Here is a 22,262-nt window from a genome sequence, read left to right as displayed (position 1 = left end):
AGCTTACTCCCTGGCTTTGAGGACGGCAATGAGGTCGAGCCGGTCCAGTCTGCGCCGCACGACCAGTCCCGAAGCCACAGCCGCAAGGAGAATCACGAGGGCGGCCGTGCCGTAGGTGGACGGATCGACCACGAGGGAAAACCGCAGGACCTCCGTCTGCAGAGCCCAGGTGGCCAGGGCGGCGAACCCAGTGCCGATCACCAGTCCCAGGGGGATGGCAAGCAGGGTCAGCAAACCTGCCTCTCCCAGCAGCAGCCAGGAAATCTCCGTCCGGGTAAATCCGATCACCCGTAAGGTGGCGAGCTCACGGCTGCGTTCGGATAGAGCGACACGCATACTATTGTATACCACTCCGAAGGCGATAATGCTGGCGAAAATCATGTTGAATAGGCGCATGCGGAGCAGGTTTTCCGCCATGGTTTTCCGGAAACTCTCCAGGGCGCCCCGCTTCAGGGTGACTCCGGCCACCGCCGGGGTGTTTTTGAGGCGATGGTACAGCTCCTCTTCGAAACGGCTGTCGACCAGGAGATTGGCACCGGAGATGGAATCTTCCTCCCCCATCAGCTGCTGGAGAGTGCGCAGGCGCATATAGGCCGAGGTGCCGGTATAGTCCTCGACCAGGGCCGCAACCATGAGCTGCCGCACCGGCCTGTTCCCTTCCAGCACTTCGACCTGCACGTTCTGCCCGGGATTCACCCCCAGCAATTCGGCCAGGGCCGCTGAGAGGACCAGACCCTGTTCCGGCAGGAAGACAGGCTGACCATCGCGGTTGAGAGGCCGCAGCAGGGTGGCGTCGGGGGGCAATCCGGTGATGGCCAGCAGACGCGAACGATGGCCGAAGATCAGGCGCACGGGGACGGTGCGCACCGGTTCGGCCCGGCGTACACCGGGCAGGTGGGCGAGAGCCGTCAGGGCGCGACCGTCGGCGGGTTCCACCAGGGTGACCGTCATGTCCTGCCTCTGCGCCTGAAAGAACTGAAAATCGATGAGGTGCTCAATAATATCTTCCGAAAAGCTGCCAAGGATCATGACGGCCACGGCCAGAGCGATGCCCAAACAGGAAAACAGGGCCTTGAAAGGCCGGCGTTCGAGTTGTCTCAGAATCATCCGGGCGCCCTGAGTCAGAAATCGCTGCAAGCCCAGGCGCTCGACGACGGTGGGACGGAAGGCGGCCGGCGGCTCAGGGCGCATAGCCTCGGCCGGAGGAAGTTCCACCGCCTTTCGCACTGAGCCGTAAACGCCGAGGGCGGCGGTGCCGCCGCTCACCAGCAGGGCGATCAGGGCCACCTCGAGTCCCAGGTGGTAGTCGAAAACGGGGAAACTGAAAAAGCGGGCATACATCCGTGTCATCCCCCGCCCGAACCAGGCCCCTGCCGCCGTTCCCAGGACGGCCCCGGCCACGGAAATGGCCAGGCCGAAGCGCAGGTAGTGCAGACCGACCTCCAGACGACTGTAGCCGAAGGCTTTCAGGGCGGCGATCTGTTCCCTTTGGATGCTGATCAGGCGGCTAAGCACCACGTTGAGGAGGAAAGCCGCCACCGTCAGGAAAATGGTGGGTGGAATCAGGGCCATGCCACGTAGCTGGGTCATCTCGTTGGAGACCAATTTGTGGGACATCTGGTCCTCCCGGCTGTAAGCCCCCTGCCCCCCGTATTCCGCCGTCGCCTCATCCAACCGCTGCCGCACCTCCGCTGCCATGGTTCCCGGCTCCAGGGTGAGACTGACGTCGTTGAAGGCCCCTTCCAGGTCAAAGGCGGCGGCCAGGTCATCGTAGCCCATCCAGAAGACACCAAAGCGCCGATCGTCGGGGATGAGTTCCCCCGGGCGGATCTGATAGACGTATTCGGGCGAGAGGGCGACTCCCACGATGACCAAGGCCTGGCGGCGGCCGTTGAGGATCGCCTGCACCCTGTCGCCGGGATGGAGTCCATGGGCCTCGGCAAAGCGCTGGTTGACCAGCACTTCCCCCCGTCGCTGGGGCGTGGGCAGCCGTCCTTCCCGCAGGTGCAGACGGTTGAGCTGGGGTTGTCTGCCTTCGGGAAGGGAAGTCAGCCGTCCGGTCGCCGGTTCGCTCAGACCGGCGATGTCGAGGGTCACCTGGGCGACGACCCGGGTCTCCAGCCGGGCCACTCCCGGGATATGGGCCAGACGTGAGGCCAGGGCCTGTGGGGCGCGCTTGAGATGAGTGAAAACCTGGGCGAAGCCATACTGCTCATAATAAGAGTCCAGGGTGCGTTCCAGCGATTGCAGGGTCGACAGAGACATGACGAAGGTGGCAATGCCGCAGGCCATGACCAGGGCGATGGCCAGGGCCTGACTTTTCATCTGCAGCAGATCGCGGCGTAGTTTTGTCTGCAGAATCCCCATGACGATCACCATTGCAGGCGCTGGGCCGCGACGCGCTCCCGGTTGTGCTCTTCCCGGACAATACGGCCGTCGGAGAGGTGAACGATGCGGTCGGCCATGGACGCGATGACGGCGTTGTGGGTAATGACGGCGGTGGTGGTGCCGAGTTCCCGATTGACCTTTTCGATCACCTCCAGCACCAGGATGCCCGTTTGTACATCGAGGGCTCCCGTCGGCTCGTCACACAGCAGCACCTCCGGCCGCTTGGCGATAGCCCGTGCGATGGCGACACGCTGCTGTTCGCCGCCAGACATCTGAGACGGAAAGTGATCCATGCGCTCCCCCAGGTTCACCAGCTTCAAGGCTTCTTCGGGCGACATGGGATTCGCCGCGATTTCGGTGATGAGAGCCACGTTTTCCCGCGCGGTCAGACTGGGGATGAGATTGTAGAACTGGAAGACGAAACCGACGTGATCGCGCCGGTAGCGGGTGAGAGCCCCATCGTCGTAGGTGGTAAGGTCATGGTCGCGGTAGCGCACCTGCCCGCTCGTCGGCACATCGAGGCCGCCCAGGATGTTGAGCAGGGTCGATTTGCCGCTGCCCGACGGGCCGAGCAGTACCACGAACTCCCCTTCGTGCAGATCAAAGTCGACACCGCGCAGCGCCTGCACCTCCATCTCGCCCATGGCATAGACTTTGGTCAGGTCGCGGGCCTGAAAAACAGCAGGCAAGGGCTTCTCCCGTAGCGTTGGGTCCATATCCTCAACTATAGCGCTGAACGGTCAGGATGCACCCTGCAAGGGAAAATCAGTTTCCGCCTTGCAATGTCGCCGCCGGAGTCTAAGATTTTTCTTAGGGAGTGAACAAGACGATAAGGAGGTTCATCATGCCCAAACAGCAAGAGTCCTGTGTCAAGCCAGCCGGAGGCCCTGTCGCAGGCGCGAAGCCTGAAGCAGGTACCCCGTCGGCCCAACCTATGGAAAAGGAGGAAGCCGTCATGACCGCACGTGTAGGCCGGGAGGCCCCGGATTTTGAGGCAACCGTATTTCAGGATGGCGGCTTCAAGAACATGAAGCTGTCCGATTCCCGGGGCAAGTGGATTGTCCTCTGCTTTTATCCCGGCGACTTCACCTTTGTCTGACCAACAGAGCTGACGGCAGTTGCCGTCAAATATCCCGAACTGAAAAAGCTGGGCGTCGAAGTCTTCGCGGCCAGCACCGACAGCCGCTTCAGCCACAAAATCTGGCAGGAAGAAGAGCTCAGCAAGATGGTCCCCGGCGGCGTGCCCTTCCCCCTCATTGCCGACGCCGGCGGTCTTATCGGCCGGGCCTACGGCGTCTATGAAGAACTGGCCGGCGTCGATATCCGTGGACGCTTCCTCATCGACCCCGATTTCGTCATCCGCGCCTCCGAAGTGCTGACCCCCGAGGTCGGCCGCAACGTCTCCGAACTGATGCGCCAGGTCCAGGCCTTCCAGCATGTGCGCAAGACCGGCGAAGTCACCCCCTCCGGCTGGCAGCCGGGCAAGCCCACCCTGAAGCCCGGCCCTGAACTGGCTGGGAAGGTGTGGAAAGAATGGAAGCCGGATATGGCTTTTTAGGATTCAGACCAACAGACTGTTCTTGATACGAAAGGGGGGGCTGCCTTGTGCAGCTCCCCCTTTTTCACACCCAGAATATTGTGGCCGGCGCACCGCCGGTCAGCAGGAAGGCCCTCAGGTGCTGCCAGGGGGTCCGTCGGGACAGCTGCAGTTATCCTTTTTGCGGCTCTGAAGGGAGCAGCGACCCAGCAGTAGCAGAAGTACAACGGCGGCGGCCACCATCAGCGGAGATTCGGTGGCGGCGCCCGCTTCGCTGACCCAGCGGCTGATATCGAGGCCGCTGAAGGCGTAGAGGCGATTGGTCAGCCAGCCGAGGACGAGGGAGCACAGGGCGATGGAGGCCAGATAGGTCAGGGTGGCGGCGCGGCCGAAATAGCGGAAGACCACGGTGATGGTGGCGGCATTGGTGGCCGGCCCGGCCAGCAGAAAGACGAGGGCGGCCCCGGGGGAGAGACCTTTGAGCACCAGGGCGGCGGCGATGGGGGTGGAGGCGCTGGCGCAGATATAGAGGGGAATGCCCACGGCCAGCATGATCAGTAAAGAGAGCAGTTCGCTGTGCAGATAACGGACGAAGAAATCGTCCGGAACGAAATAGGCGATGATGCCGGCCAGGCCGATGCCCAGCAGCAGCCACTTGCCGATATCGCCCAGCAGGTCGCCGAAGGCGTAGGCGATCCCCTCGCGCAGGCGTCGGGACAGAGGGTGGCGCTCTGCGGCATCTTGTCCGGCCATCAGCGAAGCAGCTGCCTTGTCCTCGGCGGGAGGCGTTTTATCAGGTAGCCGATTGATGGCCAATCCCGTCACTGTGGCGGTGACAAAGGCGGCGAGGGGGCGGATGAGAGTCATGAGGGGATCGAGCAGCGCCCAGGTGATGGCCATGGAGTCGACCCCCGTCTCCGGTACGGAGACGAGAAAGGCGGCCGAGGCCCCTTTGCTCGCCCCCTGCTGGCGCAGGCCGATGGCGGCCGGGATGACGCCGCAGGAACACAGGGGCAGGGGGACGCCGAACAGCGAGGCTTTGAGTACCGAACCGGCGCTGCTTTTGCCCAGGTGCCGAGCCACGACCTCCGTCGGAATCAGGGCCTTGAGCACACCGGCGGCAAAGAAGCCGAAGAGCACATAGACAGCCGATTCCACCAGGATCTCCCAGCATTCTCCCAATATTCCCAGTACGATATCCATATCTCTGCTGTGCCACCCTTCATGGCGAAGCCAGGTCAAGGCCATGCCTCAACCTGGCTTCCAGGTCCAGAGCTGTGTTGTCTGTGAGCCCTAGAATTTATATTTCAGACCGAAGTTGAGGAAGGCGCCGCCGACGTCATCCGTCACCAGATCGCCGCGCAGCTCAGCGAAGAGAGCGAACTGGCTGTCGACGTTGAAAGTGCCGCCACCCACCAGGTGCACGCCGAGCTCGAGTTCGGAGTCGTCGCCCCAGGGGGTGTCAATCATGGCCAGGTACAGGCCGGGTCCGGCCCCGGCGTAGAGGTCAAAGGGGGTGCCGGCAATGGCGTGATTGAGGATGAGAGAAGCGGTAAAGGGGATGACGGTCAGATCGAAGCTGCTGTTGCCCTCAAGTTCGGCTCCGTAGAAGCCGGTGGCGAATTCAGCATAGACCTGGGGATTTTGGGTGAAATTGAAGCCGTAGGCGATACCAAAGTTGTAGCCGGTGTCAAGGGCGCTTTCATCGGGAAAGTAGAGGCCGGCGCGACCGCTGATATATTCGGCCGAATAGGCCGGCAGGGCCGTCGCCAGGGCGAGGATGAAAAGAGCCAGACAGGTTGCGAGTTTCTTCATGGTGAACTTACCTCCTTGGATATTGTTCCGGGCCGCGCCGGAGAGAAATGAAAGGGCCGTTTATTCAAAACGGCCGTGTATAACTGATGAAACCCTGTACCCCTTTCAGCCCACCCGTGTCAACTGCATTTTCAAATTCGAGTTTGCTGGTGACGCCGCGTACACCGACGCCCATGAAGGCGCCGTCCGGCAGGCGATATTCGATGGCGGCGCGAGCGTAGCCGCCGACGCCGAAGGCATTTTCGCCGGTGTCGGTGGTGGCTGTCTCAGCGAGGGCGTTGGTCTCTTCCTTCTCGCCGTTATAGGAGGCGAAGAGGAGCAGAGGGCCGGCCCCAACGGAGAAACGCCAGCGGTTGGCCGCCACGTGGCTGGCGTAGAGCCCCATGGAGAGGTCGAGCAGCCACAGGGAGGTTTCGATGCGCACACTGGTCTGCTCCAGGTTGCTATAGAGGGACGTGTTGCGCGAACGCCAGCCGAAGAGCAGTCCCCCCTCGAAGCCGGCTTGGCTGTTCTGACCGGCCAGAGCGTACTGGGCGGCGAAACCGAGCATCGGCAGCTGCGACAGGTCCGTTTCTTTCGGGATGCCCGGGTCGACGGTGGACTCTTCCCGAAAGGTCAAGCTGTCGTTGTGGAAAACAGCGGCGCCGAAGAGGGCCTGGATGGCAGTAGGCGGCGGCTCGTAGGCTGCTGCCCATCGGGTTGGGGCTGTAAGCCAAGCGGCCCCGACCAGCAACATAAGAAGGATACGAGGCAAGTCTGCTCTCAGGGTGGTGTTCATAGGGGGAAGCGCTGGCACAGGGAAGCCAGGTAGCGGGAACGCACCTGCTCGCTGGCCAGCAGCTGCTTGACCGGCGGCAGCTTGAGGATGACGCCGAGGACGGCGGCGAGAGCGCGGTGGCTCCACAATACCTGGTTGTCGAAGAGCAGATGGGACAGGGTGCCGCGCTCGATGGCCATGAGTACGACCTTGTGGACGCTGTTGACCGGCGTGATGACCCGCTGTGCGCGCGGCTTAAGACTGAGGGCGCCGCGGGGGCAGTTGCGCACGCAGACACCGCAACCGAGGCAGAGTGTCTCATCGATGACCGCCGTCTTGCGGCCGCGGCCTCCTTCTTTTTCCGTTTCCAGACGGATGATTTTGACCGGACAGGTCGGCAGGCAGCGGCCGCAGCCGGTACAGTTATCTTCGATGTGAACGATGAAGTTGCTGGTATGCACCGGGTTCATGTGCCCAAAGCGCTGGGCGGCGAGCATGGCCTCGCAGCAGCAGGGACAGCAGTTGCAGATGAAGTTCATCCCCTGCTGCACGTTTTCGCCGAACTGGGCCAGGTTCTGCTCCCAGGCCTTGTGCAGCAGTTCCTTGCACTCGCTGCGCCCCACCCGGCGGGCATAGCCGTGACGGACAAGGGAAGCGGCCACGGTGTTGAAGGTCATGCAGATATCCATCTCGGCGTCGCAGGCGGTGCCCAGGTGGGAGCGCTTGTGGCGGCAGTAGCAGAGGCCGATGCCGATGTCGGTGGCCGTCTCGATGACCTCGGTGGCGCGCTCGTAGTCGAGCACATAGAGGGTGTTCTCGGGGGAGAGGGCGCCTTCCTGCACCAGCACGCGGCCGAGCTGAGTGTCGCCGCTGACGAAGAGGGCCTTGATGAAATCCTCTTCTATGCTGATGTACTGCTCGTAGAGCCGGGAGAGGAGCTTCTGGTCGATGTCGTCGCGCAGACGCATGAGGGCGAACTCGAAGAAGCCGGCCATGGGCGGCGGCAGCACGTATTCCATGCGGCCGTTGACCTGCATGTCGACGAGCAGGGCGCGGTCCGCCAGGCGCTGCAGGGTGGTTTCGGCTTCGGCCAGTCCAACCCCCCAGGCCTTGGCCGCCTTCTCGGCCGGGAAGGGTCGGATCGGCAGGCGGGCGACGAGGTCGGCCTCTTTTTCACTGAACAGCAGGGCGAGAATGTCGTAGAGAAGCTGGGAGGGGGGCGCCCCCTGGGGAAAGCGGTTGAGCCGTTCGCTCAGGTTGGTGAAGCCGGATTTGAGGGTGTGGTGGGACATGGTCGCCTCTCGCGCCGCGCAGGACCTCGAGCCGATGGCCTGCAGGGCCTGATTTTTACGACGGGCCCTTTTGCTGCAGGGAACTGAAGATCATGTCGAGCACGACTTTCTGCCGGGCTTCGTGCTTGTTGAGCACGGCTAGGCAGCAGCCCATGGGAAAACGTTCGTGCAGATAATCGGCATCGCGCCCCGACAGGATGATAATGCGGTTCTTGCTCACACCCTTGGCGGTGGCGTAGGCCAGAATTTTGCCGCCGTCCATCCCCGGCATTTCAAGGTCGAGCAGCAGCAGGCTGAGGTCCGCGGTGATGGCGGCCAGCCCCTGCAGAGGGTCGACACGGGTTTCGACCTCCAGGCAGGGGTAGCGCTCGGCCACATACTCTTTGAGAAAGGTCAGAAAAGTTTTGTCATCGTCGATAATCAGGATCTTTGCCATGCCGCTGATCTGAACCTTTTACCACTTGATGTCGATGATGGAGAGAAACATAAGGCCGGCGCCGGTGACGGCGATGCCGCTGTGGCTCGACTCGCCGCCGCCATCGGCCATGGCGCTGCCGGCGATGAGGGCGGCGGCGCCGAGGGTTCCGAGAATCGCATGCAGGTTGGGATCGCTGAAGAATCCCTGTCCGCCGCCGAGTTGGTCGCCGTACTGCATGTAGCCGCTCAGAACGGTGCCTGCCGCCGCCGCCGATGCCGTGTAAGCGAGGGCATGGTGGGTGTCCTCATCCGAGTTGGCCACACCAGCAGCCGCGGCCAGCAACACGGTGCTGTAACCGAGTACCTTGTGCAGGCTCAGGCGACATTTCTTTTCCACTCTATCCGGAGCCAGGGTACCGTCGGTGGCCTGATTGGCCGCCATCTGATAGGTGGGATATTTCTGCGCCAACTGGTTTTCGGAGAGATAGAAGTTGTCATAGGCCAGGTCGGTGAGGAAGGCGTCGTCTTGGGCGGCTTTGGTGATAGAAACGGTGCCGGCAAAAGCAGTCGCTGCGGAGCTGAGAAGGTAAAAGAGGCTGAAAAAAAGTATAAGGGATCTGCACTTCTTGAGACGGGTCATGGCGGGACTCCTTCCTCATTTTAGGGGGCAGTATGCACAACTTTCTGGATTATAGCAGGACTTGCCCAACGTGAAAGAAAAGAATTCAATCGACCTTACTGCCGCTTTCCGTTTGCAGGCAGGCGGCGAGGGCCTGGGTCAGGGCAGGAACGGTCCGGTAACGGGCCAGCTCCGCCGCTTCGACCCAGCGGCTCTTCTCATGCTCCCAGTCCAGGCGAATGCCGGGCGAGTCGATCACCTCAAAAAGAAAAGGGTGGATAAGCCATCGCGTTGCCAGTTCCGTATCGGCCACCTCGAGGCAAGGGGCGGTGGCGACCAGGCAGAGGTCGGCTTCACCCAGGCTGGTCTCCTCCCGAATCTCTCGTAGCGCCTGCGCCAGTGGGGTCGATTCCTCAAGAGAACCGCTAACCGCCGCCCAAGAGCCTGGGTAGGTGCGTACCCGCTCGCTGCGCTGCAGCAGCAGGATCTTACCTTGATGCCGTAAAAAAGCGGTGACGACGTGACGGTTGCGCAGAGACCGCTCATTCATGGTTCGTCCTCTGCCGGGGGCACAGTTTCGCTCACCGTGAAGAAGTCGGTCATGGCGGCAAAGACCTCCGCCGTGGGGGCGGCCACCACGCGGGCCTCGGGCAGGGAGCGCAGAAAGATGCGGCCGTAGCCCTTTTTGACGACGCGGGCATCGAGAATAAGCACGACGCCGCGGTCTTCGCGGTGGCGGATGAGACGGCCGAAGCCCTGCTTGAACTTGATGACGGCCTGCGGCACCGTGTATTCCATGAAAGGATCGCCGCCGGCCAGCTCGATGGCCTCGGCGCGGGCCTCCAGCACGGGCTCGGTGGGCACCTTGAAGGGGAGTCGGGTGATGATGACCTGTTCGAGGGCCCGCCCCGGCACGTCGACCCCTTCCCAGAAGGAATCGGTGGCAAAGAGGACGCTGGTGGGGTCGCCGGAAAATTTTTTCAGCAGGCGATGGCGGTTTTCCTCCCCCTGGCGCAGACAGTGATAACCGCGAGCGCTGAGAATGGGGGCGACTTCGCCATAGACCTGGCGCAGCAGACTGTAGGCCGTAAAGAGGACAAAGGTGCGGCCGTCGGCGGCGAGGATGGCCCGTTCGGCTAGGTCGCGCACGGTGGCCGGGTAATCGGGCCGCCCCGGCTCGGGAATGTCGGTGGGAATGGCGACCAGGGCCTGTTGCGCGAAATTGAAGGGGCTGGCCAGCAGCAGTTCGCTTACCCGCGCCGATTCAGCCCGGTCGAGGCCGACCCGGTGCTTGAAGTAGCTGAACTGGCCGCCGACGGAGAGGGTGGCGCTGGTCATGACTACTGAGCGGAAGCGGTCGTAGACGGCGGCCTTGAGGTTGCCGGCCACCTCCAGAGGGGCCGTGCACAGGCGGGTGACGACGCCAGTGCCCCGGCCGATGCGCCCCTCGGCGATCTCGAACCAGGCGCAGGTGCCCTCTTCGGCGGCGGCAAAGAAGCGCAGGTCGTCGGCAATACTTTCCAGGCGGCCGGCGATGCCGCGCAGGTCGGTGAGGCTGGAGCCGAGGTGTTCATGCACGTCGTCGGGCAGGCGTCCGCAGTCCTTGAGCAGGGCGCGGACGCCCTTGCCGAGGCGATCCGTCTCTTTGGCGAGGTCGCGCACCCGCTCGCAGAGAGCTTCCCAGACCTCGCCGGCGGCGAAGTCGGCCACCACCCGCTGCTTGATTTCCTCCCGTTCGCGGATAGGGCGGCCGAGAGCGGCGGCGAGATCCTGGCCGATCCCCTCCAGATCCTGCACCGAGCGGTCGAAGAGGGTCTGGCGGTCGATGAGGAGGTTTTCGACGCGGCCGTGCAGGGCCCGGTAGAGCTCGTCCAGGCTGTCGGGCAGCTTGGCGGCCAGGGTGTTGAGGAAGCGGGGGAGCAAGCCCTTCTCGGGTTTGCGCGGATGGCGCAGCTTGTTGAGCACGCGGGCGAAGGAGAAACGGGTGACCTGACTGGCGAAGAAATGGGTGGCCACATCCTCCAGGTGGTGCGCCTCGTCGAGAATGATGCGGTCGAAGGGGGGTAGCACGGCGGCGGCGGTGTAGTTGTCCGTCTGCTGGCGCAGGGCCAGGTCCGACAGCAGCAGGGCGTGATTGACCACCAGCACATCGGCCTGGGCCGCCTGGCGGCGGGCCTTGTGGAAAAAACAGCGGTTGTAGTGGGCGCACCGCACCCGCGAGCACTGGTCAATTTCGCAGCGCACCTCTTCCCATACCTGTTCACGGGGGATGAAAGGGAGCTCCTCCTTGGAGCCGTCACTGGTGCGTCCGGCCCATTCGAGGATGCTGGTGAGCTCGCCGGCCAGCTCGTCTTCGAAGAGCCCCGGCTCCTGTCGGATGTTTTCACTGCGGCGCAAACAGAGATAGTTGGCGCGCCCCTTCACCAGCACGGCGCGGAATTCCAGGTTGCTGACCCGCTGCAGAAAGGGGATATCCTTGCGGATGAGCTGTTCCTGCAGATTGATGGTGTTGGTGCTGATCACCACCCGCTCTTCGTTGCCCAGGGACCAGAGAATGGCCGGGGTCAGGTAGGCCAGACTTTTGCCGGTGCCTGTCCCCGCTTCGATGACCGTCAGGCGCCCCTTGTTGAAAGCCTCGGCGACGGCAAAGGCCATGCGCAGTTGTTCCGGGCGGTCTTCGTAGCCCGGCAGGGTACGGGCAATAATCCCGTCGGGACCGAGCAGGTCGTCAACACGCTGCGGTTCAACCGGCTGCACGTCCTTCGAGTTAAAGGCTTCCACTACCTTATACACATTGTCCACAGGGTTATCCACAATGTAGAAACCGACCCCCAGTGACCCAAGCCGCGAGGCGATTTCCACATCCGCCCCAGAGGGCTGCAGGTGTCCGGAGGGGTGGTTGTGGATGACCACGTCGCCGTAGGCGCACTCCTGCAGAATGGCAGGGACCGCTTCGCTGTTGCCCCGGGCCAGGACTTCGACACTGACGACCAGCCGGTCGGCATCGGTGCGGCCGAGAAAGAAGACTTCGTTGCCGCGCGCGTCGTCAATGGCCTGCCGCAGTAGCAGGCGGACTTCAGGGGAAAACGTGTGTTTCATGGGGTGTCCTTTAGGGAAGGGGGCATTATAGGCAAAGGGGAGCGAAAAGGGAAGCACCTCCCCCGGCTGGGGGCGGCTAGGCAGAAAGGAGCAAATTTGCTAGAGTCGAACCGGGCTCAAGGCAGGGCGCCAGATTCGCCCCCCTCACCTTTGCGGCCATGACGGCACCTGCAAACCAAAAACGGAGACGGCTTTGTCCACACTACTCATTCTCGCCAAGATCCTGGTATCGATCCTCGCCGTGGTCGGCCTGTCCCTGGTGGCGGAACGGGTCAGCCCGCGAGTGGCGGGAGTGCTCTCCGGCTATCCCCTTGGCACGGCTATCGCCCTCTTCTTTATCGGGCTGGAAAACGGCCACGACTTCGCGGCGCAGGGAGCCGTCTATACGGTGGCGGGGCTCAGCGCCTCCCTCGTGCTGGTTCATGTCTACTATGTTATGTCCTCAATCCTGCAGCGCCATGCCCTGGTCTGTTCGGCGGCCGGTGCCGTGGCGGCCTTTCTGTTGGCGGCGGCGCTGCTGCACCAGGTGGACTTCTCCCTGGGGACGGGCCTGTCCTTCACTCTGGCGGTGACGGCATTTTATGCCTGGCGCTTCCGGCGCCTTGACAACGTGCGCGTGGCCACGGCGGTGCGCTTTACCCGCTGGGTGCTGGTGCTGCGCGGGCTGGCGGCGGCCTCCATCGTCCTGCTGATCACCGGCCTGGCCACAATCATCGGCCCCGACGGCGCCGGTATCCTCTCGGCCTTTCCCATCACTCTCTTTCCCTTTCTGCTCATCCTTCACCTCACCTATGGCAAAGAACCGGTTCATACGGTCATCAAAAATTATCCCTTCGGCCTGGGCGCCCTTATCACCTACGCCCTCTCCGTGTCCTTCACCTATCCCCTCTTCGGTGTCGCCCTCGGCACGCTGCTCTCCTTTGGGGCGGCCACGGGATACCTCGCCGCTTTCGCGCTGGTTTCCCGGCGATTCGATTAACTGATGACGGCGAGGTTGTGCGGGTGACTTAGACTGTCGTGGATTTGTGACGGTTTTTTTTCAGGCGGGTATAGAGAGTGGGGACAAGGGCGAGCAGGCCCAGGAGGGCGAGGGAAACCAGGACGCGGGGGGAGGCGACGTCGCTGACACGGGTGACAGAGGCCAGACCGGCGCCGGCGTTGACGTAGACAAAGCCGCCGGGAAGCATCCCTACCAGCGTGCCGAGCGTAAAGGTACGCAGGGGCAAGCGGGTGAGCCCAGCCGCCAGGTTGATGAGGAAGAAGGGAAAAACGGGGACGAGGCGCACAAAGAGCAGATAGCCCAGACCGCGCGCTTCCAGTTCGCGGTTGAGGCCTTCCAGGCGGGTTCCGAAGCGTTCGCTCACCTGCTGGTGCCAGAGGGTGCGGACGGCAAGAAAGCAGAGAACGGCGCCAACGGTCGCGGCGGTGACGGCGGTGACCGTCCCCCACCAGGGTCCGAAGATGGCCCCTGCCGACAGGGCAAAAATGACGGCGCCGGGTAGAGAGAGGGCGCTCTGCACGATATAGAGGGCCATGAAGGCAGCGACGATCAGCAGCGGATGCTCCCGGTACACAGCGAGCAGTCGCTGCCGGTTTTCCTGTAGGGTTTCCAGGGTAAGAAAGCATCCCAGGTCCAGGGCGAAAAAGAGGCCGACGAGGAGGGCGGCAGTCAATAGCAGGAGAAGATGCTTGGTTTTCATGGGCTCTTCGACAGAATGATGTCGCCATACCAAGCGATGGCGGTGGCGCCGGTATTGTCGGCGTCGGTCATGATGGCCAGTGCTCCAGCCATGGGGGGTTCTTCCCCGAAAAGGCGACGGTAGTCGGCTATAAGATCCCGCTGTTCGCTGAGCCACTGTCCCGCCTTGGCGGCACCGGACTGCGCGGCCAGCAGGCGGGCGTTGGCGGTGAAGGCGTTGGGGAGGAAGTCGCCCTGGGGCAGCCGGTTGGCCCAGACGTAGTTGAGAGCCCTGGTCTGCCAGAAGAAACGGCCGGGAAAGACCACGTAGACCCGGGCGGCATAGTCATCCCCTTTTTTGATGCGGGCGTCGCCGCCGGTGACGGGGCTCTCGATTTTCCAGGACCAGCGCAGGTAGCGGTATTCATGGGGGTCGAAGGTGATCTTCCGGACCAGGCCGGAAGCGGTACCCCGGGCTTTCGCCTGTAGAACCTGGCGACCCTCTTGCTCCACCAGCCGATAATCCGTGTGCCCCTTGAAGGTTTTAACTTCCCAGCCGGTCATCTCTTCAACGCTGAACCGATAGAATCCGTCTGCCGCCAGGGCCGCACCGGCAACACTCAGCATGAGCAGGAGAGGCAAAAACAGGCGCAGGGAAAGACGATTCATAGCGTCCTCCGCAGGCGCAGGCCGAGGCGGTTCAGCCAGCGAACGGCCGAGGGCGGCGCCTTGGTGGTAAAGTCGGCGCCTCCGCCGGCCATGAGATCGGCGACATGGGCGACGGGGCCGGCCTGTTCGAGGGCGTGGGCGCAGGCGGCGCAGGACGTGACCAGCGGGCGTCCCTGTGCCTGGGCGGCGATGAGGTGAGCCTCGCTGCTGACCGTGCCGGCTCGCTTGCCCTCCACCATGCCCCCCTGCCCGCAGCAGCGGGTGGTGGGGCCGCTCTCCGGCAGTTCCTCGATGCGCCAGCCGGCTTGGCTTACCAGGGTGCGCACCGCCTGCTGCTGGGCAGCGTCAAAGCGGGCCGGACAGGGGTCGTGAATGGCCACCGTCGGCGCCGTATCCCCGGGTCTCGATTCCCCCAATCCTTCTACCAGCACTTCGTACACACTCTTTACCTCGAAGGGTGATCCGGCTTGCCGGAATATTTTGCTGCAGCCGGGACAGGCGGTGAGGACGCGGTGGACACCTCGAGACAGTAGACGGTCGGCAAGACGGTTGAACAGGGCCGTGAAGGGCTCTTCGCGACCGAGGTCGTGAGAAATCTTGCCGCAGCAGTCGAGGACGAGGCCGATGGACCCGTCCTGCTGGCGCAGACGACGAAAGAGGTCGCGCACCCCTTCGGGGCGCGATCCGGGGAGTGAACAGCCGGGAAAGAAGACGGTCGTGCATCCCCTTGGAATGAGATGGCGGCGAAAGAGGGGGTGGTTTCCCAGCTTTTCGTAGCGCAGCCAGCCGGAGTACGCTCTGGCGTCAAAGCCGCCGCGCCGTACCAGGGTCTGGCGCATGGCGAGAAAGAGGGTCGAGGGACGCAGCCCTTCCGGGCAGAGGGCATCACACTGGCCACACAGGGAGCAGTCGTAGGCCTTGTCCAGCTGCTGAGCCGCCGGCTGCCGTCGACAGATTGCCGCCGGCGACCCTTCGCGCCGCAGAAAAGCGCAGGGGGTGACGCAGGCCCCGCAGGACGTACAGAGGGCGGCCATGTCTTTCCACAGCCGCCCCAGATTATCGGGTTGATCCAGACGCATGAAGGCTAGCGGCCTTCCACCAGCAGTTCGTCAAAGGGCCAGTCGGCCATGCCGCCTTCCAGAATGTACAAGCGGTCTTCCGACACTCCTTTGGAGAGCAGATAGTCATAGCTGTTCCTGGCACCGCTTTTCCCCCGCGGGCAGACGATCACGACGGGCAGGTCGGATGCCTGGATCGCCGGCAGAACCTGGTCAAGGCGGGCCTTTTCTTCAGCGGTTTTGGCAGGGAAGGCATTGGTTTCCAGCGAGCCGCGAATATGCGCCTTGGCAAAGGCGTCCGCTGGCTGGATGTCGACCAGGATCAGGGCATTATCCTGCTCCAGCAGGTTTTTCACAGCGTCCTCTTCCATCATGTTGGCGGCCAGCGCGGCGCTGGACAGGGACAGGGTGAAAACAAGTACCATGGCGAACCGTTTGAACATGAGAACACTCCTTTCGTCAATGAGACAGGTCGGGCCAGGCCCGTAGTGATATGGAATGTGAGCGACGGCACATCCTGGCATGAAAGTTATCGCCCGTCAAGGAAAAGTATAGGTGTTCGGCAATGCCACTCATAGATAAAGTCTATGCAAAGCAAGAGGTGGACAAGTCTAAGCCTATGATATAAAAACTTTTTAGGGGTCAGAGGACAAGTTTTAATAATGAATGTCAACCCAGAAGGTAAAGCACGGTAGAAGATGTAACAATTCCTTAATGGCAAAATACACGCTTTTGGGTGAAAAAGCTGTTGACAATTGTGGCGACCGGGTTTAAATGTGCATATGCACAAAACAACTCAAGGAGGTACGCCATGAAAATCTGTTTTCCGGTAGAGAGTAATGAAGGGATGGAAAGTGTGGTCTTTGGTCATTTCGGTTCAGCGCCGCTGTTTGTGGTTGTCGATACGGAGAGCCGCGACGTGCAGGCCGTGGGTAACGGCGACAAGGATCATGCCCACGGGCAGTGCAAGCCCCTGCGCGCCCTTGGTGGGCAGCAGGTAGACGCCATTGTCGTCGGCGGCATCGGCAGCGGTGCTCTTCTGGGCTTGAACCAGGCCGGCCTCAAGGTTTTTCAGGCGCAAGGGGTGACGGTGGCCGACAACCTTGCCTGTCTGCGCGAGGACAGCCTGCCCGAATTAACCCAGCAGGGAACCTGCGGTGGTCATGGCCACGGACATGGCTGTGGACATGACCACTAGAATCGATTAAAAAAGGTGACGGGAACCATGATCCAGGCAGAACTATACAAAGCAGAGACGGACAAGAGGCTCCCCCTTTTTGTGGAGGATCTGGCGCTGGCCGCCGGACGGCGGGGCTTCACCATCCACAATGAAGACAAAATGGCCATGGCCCATACCTTCAGCGCGCATGGTCTGGAGGTAGGCCAGGGGTTTGATCTGCACATGATCCAGATCTGCAAGCCGGAGCGGGCTTCGCAGAGCCTGCTGAAAAACCCGGAACGGGCGGTGCTGATGCCCAAGTTCATCATCACCTTCACCAAAGAGGGCAAAACCCAGATTCGTTTTCTGAGTTACGCCAGGGAGCTGGTGGAGTCCCTCGTCGAGGATGAAGAGTTTTCGGATTCCCTCGATCGGAGCTTTGCGGAGATACGGGAAATTCTGGAAGAGGCTCGCCTGTAGAAAATTAAGGGAAGGAACAGTCGCAATCTATGTGGAGTCTGTTGAACAAAATCAGTAAAAATCTGGTTATCGCCATTCCGGTGATGATGGTCGCCGGTTTCGTCTATGGCCTGCTGACGGAGGCGGCACCGCTGAAGGCGCTGATTCTGCCCTTCACCTTCCTCATGGTCTACCCCATGATGGTGACCCTGAAGATCCGCAAGGTGCTCGAAGGGGGGGATACCAAGGCGCAGGTGCTGACCCAGGTGGTCAATTTCGCCATAATCCCTTTTGTGGCCTTCGGGTTCGGCAAGCTTTTCTTTCCGAATAGTCCCTACCTGGCCCTTGGTTTGCTGCTGGCGGCCCTGGTGCCGACCAGTGGCATGACCATTTCCTGGACCGGTCTGGCGAAGGGGAATTTGGCCGCGGCGGTGAAGATGACCGTAGTCGGGCTGATCGTCGGTTCCCTGGCCACGCCTTTTTACGTGCGTGGCCTCATGGGAGCGCAGGTCGATGTCGAACTGCTGAGTATTCTCAAGCAGATCGTGCTCATGGTTTTTCTGCCCATGGTCGCCGGTTACTTCACCCAGCGTGCCCTCGTCCGGCGTTACGGTCAGGAGCGTTTCCAGAACACCTGGGCGCCGCTCTTTCCTTCCCTGTCCGTGCTGGGGGTGTTGGGGATCGTTTTTATCGCCCTTGCCCTCAAAGCCAGGGCGGTAGCGGCCAATCCTGAGCAGTTGCTGACTATCTTTATTCCCTTGCTGCTGCTGTATCTGTTCAATTATGGGCTCAGCACGGTGGTGGGTAAAATGCTGCTCCCCCGTGAAGATGCCATTGCCATGGTCTACGGCACGGTCATGCGCAACCTCTCCATCGCTCTGGCCGTGGCCATCAACGCCTTTGGTGCGGCCGGCTCGGAGGCTGCTCTGGTCATCAGTCTGGCCTATGTGGTGCAGGTTAAATCGGCGGCCTGGTACGTGAAATATACCGACAAGGTTTTCGGCCCGGTCCCAGCGAAGAGCCAGCCACAGAAGTGCGCCGGCTAAGGGGAAAGGATACCGCATGTCGCCACGCAGCAAAAAGCCGAGAACCTGCAGCTGCCCTTTGCAAAGTGAAGAACGCCAGGTTTTCAAGCCAGCCGGAACCCCGTTGAAGGAGCTGGAGCGGATCAGCCTTTACCACGACGAGTTGGAAGCTCTCCACCTTTGTGACGGGCTCGGTCTGACACAGGAGGATGCCGGAGGGCGCATGGGTATCTCCCGCGGCACCGTGCAGCGCCTGGTGACGAGCGGACGCCAAAAAACCGCCCAGGCCCTGATTGAAGGGTATGCCCTGATTATCGGCGAAGAGCCTTCTGAAGAAGAGGCTCCTTGATAGGGGCCAATCTCTGGAAATTTTGGAGAGTCGGAATATGTATACCGAAACAGTGCTGGACCATTTCAACAACCCACGCAACGTGGGGATTATCGACGACCCCACCGTGCTGGTGCAGGTGGGTGATCCAGGGTGTGGGGACTCGCTGCTGCTGACGCTCAAAATCGAGGATGACCGCCTGGTCGATATCCGCTACAAGATCTACGGCTGCGGGGCGGCCATCGCCACCTCTTCCATGGGGAGCGAGCTGGCCAAGGGGAAAACCCTGGCCGAGGCCCTAACGGTGGGGAATGCAGAGGTTGCCGCTGCCCTCGGCGGGCTGCCGGAGGAGAAAGAGCACTGTTCCAACCTGATCGCCAGTGCCCTGCAGGCCGGCATCCGTCAGTACCTGGACTCCCGGCGGCAGGAAGAGGCGAAATAAAGTGGCTCAGGATGACAGGTAGTGGCTGATGCCTTCAGGTAGGGGGGTCGGTGTGATTCCGAAGGTTTGGGCCCAAGGTTCCGGATCGCAGACATTGCCCTCAAGCATCATGGCCAACTGGTTGCGGGTGAGAGGGAACCAGGAAAAGCCGTCCAGCAGGCCGATCACCGGTTTCATGAGACAGAGGGGATGGTGGAGCTTGGCTACGGACGTTTTGCCAAGAGCTCGCCCGATCTCGTCGAGAATCTCATCGTAGGTAAGGGCCTGCGGGCCGCAGCAATGGTAGACCTGGCCACTGGCTTCTTGCTGTTTGAGGCTTTTGATGAAACCCTTGGCCACATCCTCGACGGCCACGGGAGACATGCGGTAGGTGCCGTCGCCGATAACGGGCATGACGGGGAGCTTGTGCATCATGTCGGCAAGCATGTTGATAAACTGGTCGCCGGGACCGAAGATGACCGAGGGGCGGAAAATGGTCCAGTCGAGGTCGGAATCCCGCACCAGTTCTTCGGCCGCCCATTTGCTTTGGTGATAGGCGCTGGTCGCCCCCTCCCGCGTACCGTTGGAACTCATATGCACGAAACGTCCGACGCCCTGATCCCTGGCCGCCTGCAGGATGTTACGGGTGGCGTCGACGTGCAGCTTTTTAAAAGTAATCCCCTTGTGAGGAAATTCGCGAATGATGCCGATGAGGTGGATCACCGCCTCGCAGCCTTTTAAGGCATCCACCAGCGTTTCCGGTTCGCCGGCGTCGCCGTGCCGGATTTCCACTCCTTTCAGAATCTCCATCTTGTGTTCCGAGCCGGGTCGGACCAGACAGCGGGCCGTATACCCGGCAACGGTGAGCTGGCGGATGATCTCGGAACCGACAAAACCCGTTGCTCCGGTGACGAATACTTTCATGGAATTTCCTCCATTCTCCTTCAATACAGAGTTTACCCTTTTATAACGACGACAGGTCGCAGTCGGGCCACAATTTTGCCGATACCTGCCTGTTGTACCACATCGACCACTTCCATGACATCCTTGTAGGCTTCGGGAATTTCCTCGGCCACGGTGGCCCGTCCGGCGGCGCGGATGACAATGCCTTGTCTGGCCAGTTCCGCCTCGATGTTGCGCCCACGGGCGGCGCGTTTGGCGGCGTGCCGCGACATGAGGCGGCCGGCGCCGTGACAGGTGGAGCCGAAGGTCTCCTCGTAGCCCGCCTGCGTCCCCACCAGAACATAGGAATAGCGGCCCATGTCGCCGGGTATCAGCACCGGCTGACCGATCTGCCGGTAGAGCGCCGGGGTGTCGGGATGGCCGGGCGGAAAGGCGCGGGTGGCCCCCTTGCGGTGGACGCACAGGGTCATCTCCCGGCCCTTGACGGGATGTTTCTCCCACTTGGCAATGTTGTGGCAGACATCATAGATAACGGAGAGGCGCAGGTCGCCCGGTCCCTTGCCGGTCACCTGCTCGAAAGATTCCCGCACCCAGGCGGTAATCAGCTGCCGGTTGGCGAAGGCGAAATTGGCGGCGCAGGCCATGGCGGCCAGGTACTGCTTGCCTTCAGGGCTGGACAGGGGGGCACAGCAGAGCTGGCGGTCGGGGAGATGGATGCCGTATTTCTGGCTGGCTTTCTGCATGAGGCGCAGGTAGTCGTCGCATACCTGGTAGCCCAGACCTCGACTGCCCGTATGGATGGTGACGGTCATCTGGCCCGGAAAGAGGCCCAGCACCTCCGCAGCCGCCGGGTCATGGATGGTCTCTACTTCCTGTACCTCCAGAAAGTGGTTGCCGCTGCCCAGGGTACCGAGTTGGGCGCGGCCGCGTTCGAGGGCCCGGTCGGAAATCAGATCGGGGTCGGCGCCTGCGATGGTGCCGCCCTCTTCGATGTGGAGCAGATCCTCTTCATTGCCGAAGCCGTGCTCCACGGCCCAGCGGGCCCCCTGGCGTAGAACCTTGAGCTCCTGGGTTGAACTGAGTTTAAGATCCTGGCGGCAGGAACCGACTCCGGAGGGGATGTTGCGAAAGAGCGTGTCAGCGAGCTGCTGGACGAAGGGTCTGATCTCCGCCACGGTGAGGGCGCTGCGTAACAGGCGCACGCCGCAGTTGATATCGTAGCCGACCCCGCCGGGAGAAACGACTCCCTCGTCTTCAGAAAAGGCGGCGACGCCGCCGATAGGAAAACCGTAGCCCCAGTGAATGTCCGGCATGGCGATGGAAGGTCCGACGATGCCAGGCAGGGTGGCGACGTTGCGCACCTGTTCGAGGGCCTGCTCCTGACGCAGGAAATCGATCATCTTTTCGCTGGCAAAGACCAGCCCCTCGGTGCGCATGTCCCCCTCCCGGGGGATACGCCAGCGGCAGGCGTCGATACGCTCGATCTTAACGCTCATCTTTCCATCTCTCACAGGTCGACGTAGACCCGGGCCAACCAGTCAGAGCCCTGACGGATGACCTCAAGCCGGTGGTAGGTGACGGCCTTGATCTCTCTTTCGGCCCGCACATTTTCCACATCGAAGTGAAATCCGCCGACAATACCCCGCAGGTGATGGTCCTGGATAGGTTCGAGAGTGAAACGGCAGGGTAGAAAGTGTTCCACTTCGATTAGATAGAGAATCTCATTGAGCCAGCGGACAAGAAGATCGGCGAGGTCACTGCCGTCAAGTTCAATGGCGCGGTCGCTCAGCGCCGTTCCGCCGGCGTCCTCGAAAATGATGGCGATGAGCCCTTTGGCGGCCTGCGTGTAGAGCTCCTCAAGGGTCGCGGCGGTCGCCTCGATGCCCATGTCGGCCGTATGTTCCAAGAGACGGTAGGAGGCCATGCTCATCCCTGGCCATCAGGTGGCCCCGAAACGCAAAGAATGGTCGAGGAAGAGAGAGCGGATCCTTCGCGCGTTTCTGTTGAAATTGTCTTTATTCTATCCGTTCCCAGGTAACGCGGCACCTGGCGTGATCTTCCGTCCAGGTGACATTCAGGTCTCCCTGGTGGGCTTTGTGTAGAGCCCTGCCCAGATGCTCCGCCAGCTTCTCCTCGGTGGTCTCCACGACCAGGGCATCGTCCTGTCGGTTGATCTGGATAATGCGCTCCAGTGGGTTTTTGGCCATCGCCCTGGTTTCTTCATTCTTGAGAATGTTGCGGATTTCCTCTTCATGCTTCCATAGGTAATTGCCGCGCAGGGTCACGATGCCTTCCGGGTAGTTCTGTTCGATTTTCTGGCAGGCGGGACAGGTGACCCAATGAGATCCGGAGTCTTTGCTGGCCTCCTCGTAAAAGTCGGGGTCAAAATACCAGCGCTTGTTTTTATACACGGCCTTGCAGCCACTGCAGAGCGATGGTTCTTTGCGCCCCTCTTCGGGGATGTAAGGATCCGAACTCGTTTTTACCCTGCCGCGCTTATCACTGATGCCAAATTTTCCCACGTCTTTTTGCATGGTCGCTCCCCTTTCTGCTACGTTTGTGAAAGCTCTCTTCAGTATACCAGCTAAGGCTTCCTTGTATAGATTGACGCAGACGCTACCCTGACCCCGAAGGGATC

General features: G+C 61.7%; 25 protein-coding genes. 7 read left to right on the top strand and 18 right to left on the bottom strand.

The genetic code is table 11. From position 1 onward, the window contains the following. Positions 1 to 3: 3 nt before the first annotated feature. Positions 4 to 2,367 (bottom strand): FtsX-like permease family protein, encoded by a 2,364-nt coding sequence (locus AOP6_RS14535; protein ID WP_155877446.1) that lies wholly within the window; start codon positions 2,365 to 2,367, stop codon positions 4 to 6. Between the two features lie 5 nt (positions 2,368 to 2,372). After that, entirely contained in the window at positions 2,373 to 3,104 is a 732-nt protein-coding gene (locus AOP6_RS14530) for an ABC transporter ATP-binding protein (protein WP_155877445.1), read from the bottom strand. 128 nt (positions 3,105 to 3,232) lie between these two features. On the opposite strand from AOP6_RS14530, the gene prxU reads away from it, so the two are divergent. Next, positions 3,233 to 3,946 (top strand): thioredoxin-dependent peroxiredoxin, encoded by a 714-nt coding sequence (gene prxU, locus AOP6_RS14525; RefSeq protein WP_155877444.1) that lies wholly within the window; start codon positions 3,233 to 3,235, stop codon positions 3,944 to 3,946. Between the two features lie 114 nt (positions 3,947 to 4,060). On the opposite strand, the gene AOP6_RS14520 is transcribed toward prxU, so the two are convergent. The 8 genes from AOP6_RS14520 to AOP6_RS14485 form a co-directional block, all read right to left on the bottom strand. After that, positions 4,061 to 5,128, bottom strand: coding sequence for an SO_0444 family Cu/Zn efflux transporter (locus AOP6_RS14520; RefSeq protein WP_155877443.1), 1,068 nt, complete (start codon positions 5,126 to 5,128; stop codon positions 4,061 to 4,063). 90 nt (positions 5,129 to 5,218) lie between these two features. Then, a complete protein-coding gene (locus tag AOP6_RS14515) occupies positions 5,219 to 5,740 on the bottom strand; it encodes an outer membrane beta-barrel protein (RefSeq protein WP_155877442.1) in 522 nt (173 codons plus the stop codon). 64 nt (positions 5,741 to 5,804) lie between these two features. Then, positions 5,805 to 6,494, bottom strand: coding sequence for a hypothetical protein (locus tag AOP6_RS14510; protein WP_155877441.1), 690 nt, complete (start codon positions 6,492 to 6,494; stop codon positions 5,805 to 5,807). A gap of 20 nt (positions 6,495 to 6,514) precedes the next feature. Next, entirely contained in the window at positions 6,515 to 7,789 is a 1,275-nt protein-coding gene (locus tag AOP6_RS14505) for a 4Fe-4S binding protein (RefSeq protein WP_155877440.1), read from the bottom strand. Positions 7,790 to 7,844: 55 nt separating this feature from the next. Further along, the gene (locus AOP6_RS14500; protein WP_155877439.1) at positions 7,845 to 8,225 is read right to left on the bottom strand and encodes a response regulator; all 381 of its coding nucleotides are present in this window, start codon (positions 8,223 to 8,225) and stop codon (positions 7,845 to 7,847) included. 18 nt (positions 8,226 to 8,243) lie between these two features. Next, a complete protein-coding gene (locus AOP6_RS14495; RefSeq protein WP_155877438.1) occupies positions 8,244 to 8,846 on the bottom strand; it encodes a hypothetical protein in 603 nt (200 codons plus the stop codon). An 85-nt stretch (positions 8,847 to 8,931) separates the two neighbouring features. Then, a complete protein-coding gene (locus AOP6_RS14490; RefSeq protein ID WP_155877437.1) occupies positions 8,932 to 9,375 on the bottom strand; it encodes an NUDIX domain-containing protein in 444 nt (147 codons plus the stop codon). Then, positions 9,372 to 11,924, bottom strand: coding sequence for a helicase C-terminal domain-containing protein (locus AOP6_RS14485; protein WP_155877436.1), 2,553 nt, complete (start codon positions 11,922 to 11,924; stop codon positions 9,372 to 9,374). Before AOP6_RS14485 ends, AOP6_RS14490 begins: the two co-directional genes overlap by 4 nt. A 193-nt stretch (positions 11,925 to 12,117) precedes the next feature. On the opposite strand from AOP6_RS14485, the gene AOP6_RS14480 reads away from it, so the two are divergent. Further along, positions 12,118 to 12,903 carry a hypothetical protein gene (locus AOP6_RS14480; RefSeq protein WP_155877435.1) on the top strand — a complete coding sequence of 262 codons (786 nt, stop codon included), beginning with the start codon at positions 12,118 to 12,120 and terminating at the stop codon, positions 12,901 to 12,903. A gap of 28 nt (positions 12,904 to 12,931) precedes the next feature. Here AOP6_RS14480 and AOP6_RS14475 read toward each other — a convergent pair whose 3' ends face one another. Genes AOP6_RS14475 through AOP6_RS14460 form a run of 4 tightly spaced genes read right to left on the bottom strand, consistent with a single transcriptional unit; the run spans position 12,932 to position 15,772 of the window. Continuing rightward, the gene (locus tag AOP6_RS14475) at positions 12,932 to 13,624 is read right to left on the bottom strand and encodes a TVP38/TMEM64 family protein (RefSeq protein ID WP_155877434.1); all 693 of its coding nucleotides are present in this window, start codon (positions 13,622 to 13,624) and stop codon (positions 12,932 to 12,934) included. Next, complete coding sequence (locus tag AOP6_RS14470; protein ID WP_155877433.1) at positions 13,621 to 14,271, bottom strand: DUF3047 domain-containing protein; 651 nt, start codon at positions 14,269 to 14,271, stop codon at positions 13,621 to 13,623. The genes AOP6_RS14475 and AOP6_RS14470 overlap by 4 nt, the downstream gene beginning before the upstream one ends. After that, positions 14,268 to 15,350, bottom strand: a complete 1,083-nt coding sequence (locus AOP6_RS14465; protein ID WP_155877432.1) for a (Fe-S)-binding protein — start codon at positions 15,348 to 15,350, stop codon at positions 14,268 to 14,270. The genes AOP6_RS14470 and AOP6_RS14465 overlap by 4 nt, the downstream gene beginning before the upstream one ends. Before the next feature lie 5 nt (positions 15,351 to 15,355). After that, positions 15,356 to 15,772, bottom strand: a complete 417-nt coding sequence (locus AOP6_RS14460; RefSeq protein ID WP_155877431.1) for a rhodanese-like domain-containing protein — start codon at positions 15,770 to 15,772, stop codon at positions 15,356 to 15,358. A 368-nt stretch (positions 15,773 to 16,140) separates the two neighbouring features. Here AOP6_RS14460 and AOP6_RS14455 point away from each other — a divergent pair, with 368 nt between their 5' ends. From AOP6_RS14455 to AOP6_RS14435, 5 genes are read left to right on the top strand one after another with little or no spacing between them, the layout of a single operon-like run. Further along, complete coding sequence (locus AOP6_RS14455) at positions 16,141 to 16,527, top strand: NifB/NifX family molybdenum-iron cluster-binding protein (protein WP_155877430.1); 387 nt, start codon at positions 16,141 to 16,143, stop codon at positions 16,525 to 16,527. A gap of 27 nt (positions 16,528 to 16,554) precedes the next feature. Continuing rightward, positions 16,555 to 16,968 (top strand): DUF302 domain-containing protein, encoded by a 414-nt coding sequence (locus AOP6_RS14450; protein ID WP_155877429.1) that lies wholly within the window; start codon positions 16,555 to 16,557, stop codon positions 16,966 to 16,968. A gap of 29 nt (positions 16,969 to 16,997) precedes the next feature. Further along, positions 16,998 to 17,993 (top strand): bile acid:sodium symporter, encoded by a 996-nt coding sequence (locus AOP6_RS14445; protein WP_155877428.1) that lies wholly within the window; start codon positions 16,998 to 17,000, stop codon positions 17,991 to 17,993. Positions 17,994 to 18,009: 16 nt separating this feature from the next. Next, positions 18,010 to 18,321, top strand: coding sequence for a DUF134 domain-containing protein (locus AOP6_RS14440; protein ID WP_155877427.1), 312 nt, complete (start codon positions 18,010 to 18,012; stop codon positions 18,319 to 18,321). A gap of 37 nt (positions 18,322 to 18,358) precedes the next feature. Next, positions 18,359 to 18,742, top strand: coding sequence for an iron-sulfur cluster assembly scaffold protein (locus AOP6_RS14435; protein ID WP_155877426.1), 384 nt, complete (start codon positions 18,359 to 18,361; stop codon positions 18,740 to 18,742). A gap of 6 nt (positions 18,743 to 18,748) precedes the next feature. Here the strand turns inward: AOP6_RS14435 and AOP6_RS14430 are convergent, their stop codons facing one another. The 4 genes from AOP6_RS14430 to AOP6_RS14415 form a co-directional block, all read right to left on the bottom strand. Beyond that, entirely contained in the window at positions 18,749 to 19,645 is an 897-nt protein-coding gene (locus AOP6_RS14430; protein ID WP_155877425.1) for a complex I NDUFA9 subunit family protein, read from the bottom strand. A 32-nt stretch (positions 19,646 to 19,677) separates the two neighbouring features. Continuing rightward, the gene (locus tag AOP6_RS14425) at positions 19,678 to 21,120 is read right to left on the bottom strand and encodes an RtcB family protein (RefSeq protein WP_155877424.1); all 1,443 of its coding nucleotides are present in this window, start codon (positions 21,118 to 21,120) and stop codon (positions 19,678 to 19,680) included. Positions 21,121 to 21,131: 11 nt separating this feature from the next. Continuing rightward, positions 21,132 to 21,548: an archease gene (locus tag AOP6_RS14420; protein ID WP_213194634.1), complete on the bottom strand. Its 417-nt coding sequence runs from the start codon at positions 21,546 to 21,548 to the stop codon at positions 21,132 to 21,134. Between the two features lie 91 nt (positions 21,549 to 21,639). Next, positions 21,640 to 22,158: a BCAM0308 family protein gene (locus tag AOP6_RS14415; protein WP_155877422.1), complete on the bottom strand. Its 519-nt coding sequence runs from the start codon at positions 22,156 to 22,158 to the stop codon at positions 21,640 to 21,642. Positions 22,159 to 22,262: the final 104 nt, after the last annotated feature.

This window comes from Desulfuromonas sp. AOP6 (assembly GCF_009731355.2).
Lineage (GTDB): Bacteria > Desulfobacterota > Desulfuromonadia > Desulfuromonadales > SZUA-540 > SZUA-540.
This window is presented reverse-complemented; position numbering and strand designations above follow the sequence as displayed.

Coding starts and splice junctions, on each gene's coding strand:
- AOP6_RS14530 (WP_155877445.1), bottom strand. CDS start 3,104: ATGGACCCAACGCTACGGGAGAAGCCCTTGCCTGCTGTTTTTCAGGCC.
- AOP6_RS14515 (WP_155877442.1), bottom strand. CDS start 5,740: ATGAAGAAACTCGCAACCTGTCTGGCTCTTTTCATCCTCGCCCTGGCG.
- AOP6_RS14420 (WP_213194634.1), bottom strand. CDS start 21,548: ATGGCCTCCTACCGTCTCTTGGAACATACGGCCGACATGGGCATCGAG.
- AOP6_RS14460 (WP_155877431.1), bottom strand. CDS start 15,772: ATGTTCAAACGGTTCGCCATGGTACTTGTTTTCACCCTGTCCCTGTCC.
- AOP6_RS14470 (WP_155877433.1), bottom strand. CDS start 14,271: ATGAATCGTCTTTCCCTGCGCCTGTTTTTGCCTCTCCTGCTCATGCTG.
- AOP6_RS14485 (WP_155877436.1), bottom strand. CDS start 11,924: ATGAAACACACGTTTTCCCCTGAAGTCCGCCTGCTACTGCGGCAGGCC.
- AOP6_RS14535 (WP_155877446.1), bottom strand. CDS start 2,367: ATGGGGATTCTGCAGACAAAACTACGCCGCGATCTGCTGCAGATGAAA.
- AOP6_RS14445 (WP_155877428.1), top strand. CDS start 16,998: ATGTGGAGTCTGTTGAACAAAATCAGTAAAAATCTGGTTATCGCCATT.
- AOP6_RS14475 (WP_155877434.1), bottom strand. CDS start 13,624: ATGAAAACCAAGCATCTTCTCCTGCTATTGACTGCCGCCCTCCTCGTC.
- AOP6_RS14440 (WP_155877427.1), top strand. CDS start 18,010: ATGTCGCCACGCAGCAAAAAGCCGAGAACCTGCAGCTGCCCTTTGCAA.
- AOP6_RS14465 (WP_155877432.1), bottom strand. CDS start 15,350: ATGCGTCTGGATCAACCCGATAATCTGGGGCGGCTGTGGAAAGACATG.
- AOP6_RS14455 (WP_155877430.1), top strand. CDS start 16,141: ATGAAAATCTGTTTTCCGGTAGAGAGTAATGAAGGGATGGAAAGTGTG.
- AOP6_RS14495 (WP_155877438.1), bottom strand. CDS start 8,846: ATGACCCGTCTCAAGAAGTGCAGATCCCTTATACTTTTTTTCAGCCTC.
- AOP6_RS14415 (WP_155877422.1), bottom strand. CDS start 22,158: ATGCAAAAAGACGTGGGAAAATTTGGCATCAGTGATAAGCGCGGCAGG.
- AOP6_RS14490 (WP_155877437.1), bottom strand. CDS start 9,375: ATGAATGAGCGGTCTCTGCGCAACCGTCACGTCGTCACCGCTTTTTTA.
- AOP6_RS14430 (WP_155877425.1), bottom strand. CDS start 19,645: ATGAAAGTATTCGTCACCGGAGCAACGGGTTTTGTCGGTTCCGAGATC.
- AOP6_RS14520 (WP_155877443.1), bottom strand. CDS start 5,128: ATGGATATCGTACTGGGAATATTGGGAGAATGCTGGGAGATCCTGGTG.
- AOP6_RS14500 (WP_155877439.1), bottom strand. CDS start 8,225: ATGGCAAAGATCCTGATTATCGACGATGACAAAACTTTTCTGACCTTT.
- AOP6_RS14425 (WP_155877424.1), bottom strand. CDS start 21,120: ATGAGCGTTAAGATCGAGCGTATCGACGCCTGCCGCTGGCGTATCCCC.
- AOP6_RS14435 (WP_155877426.1), top strand. CDS start 18,359: ATGTATACCGAAACAGTGCTGGACCATTTCAACAACCCACGCAACGTG.
- AOP6_RS14505 (WP_155877440.1), bottom strand. CDS start 7,789: ATGTCCCACCACACCCTCAAATCCGGCTTCACCAACCTGAGCGAACGG.
- AOP6_RS14450 (WP_155877429.1), top strand. CDS start 16,555: ATGATCCAGGCAGAACTATACAAAGCAGAGACGGACAAGAGGCTCCCC.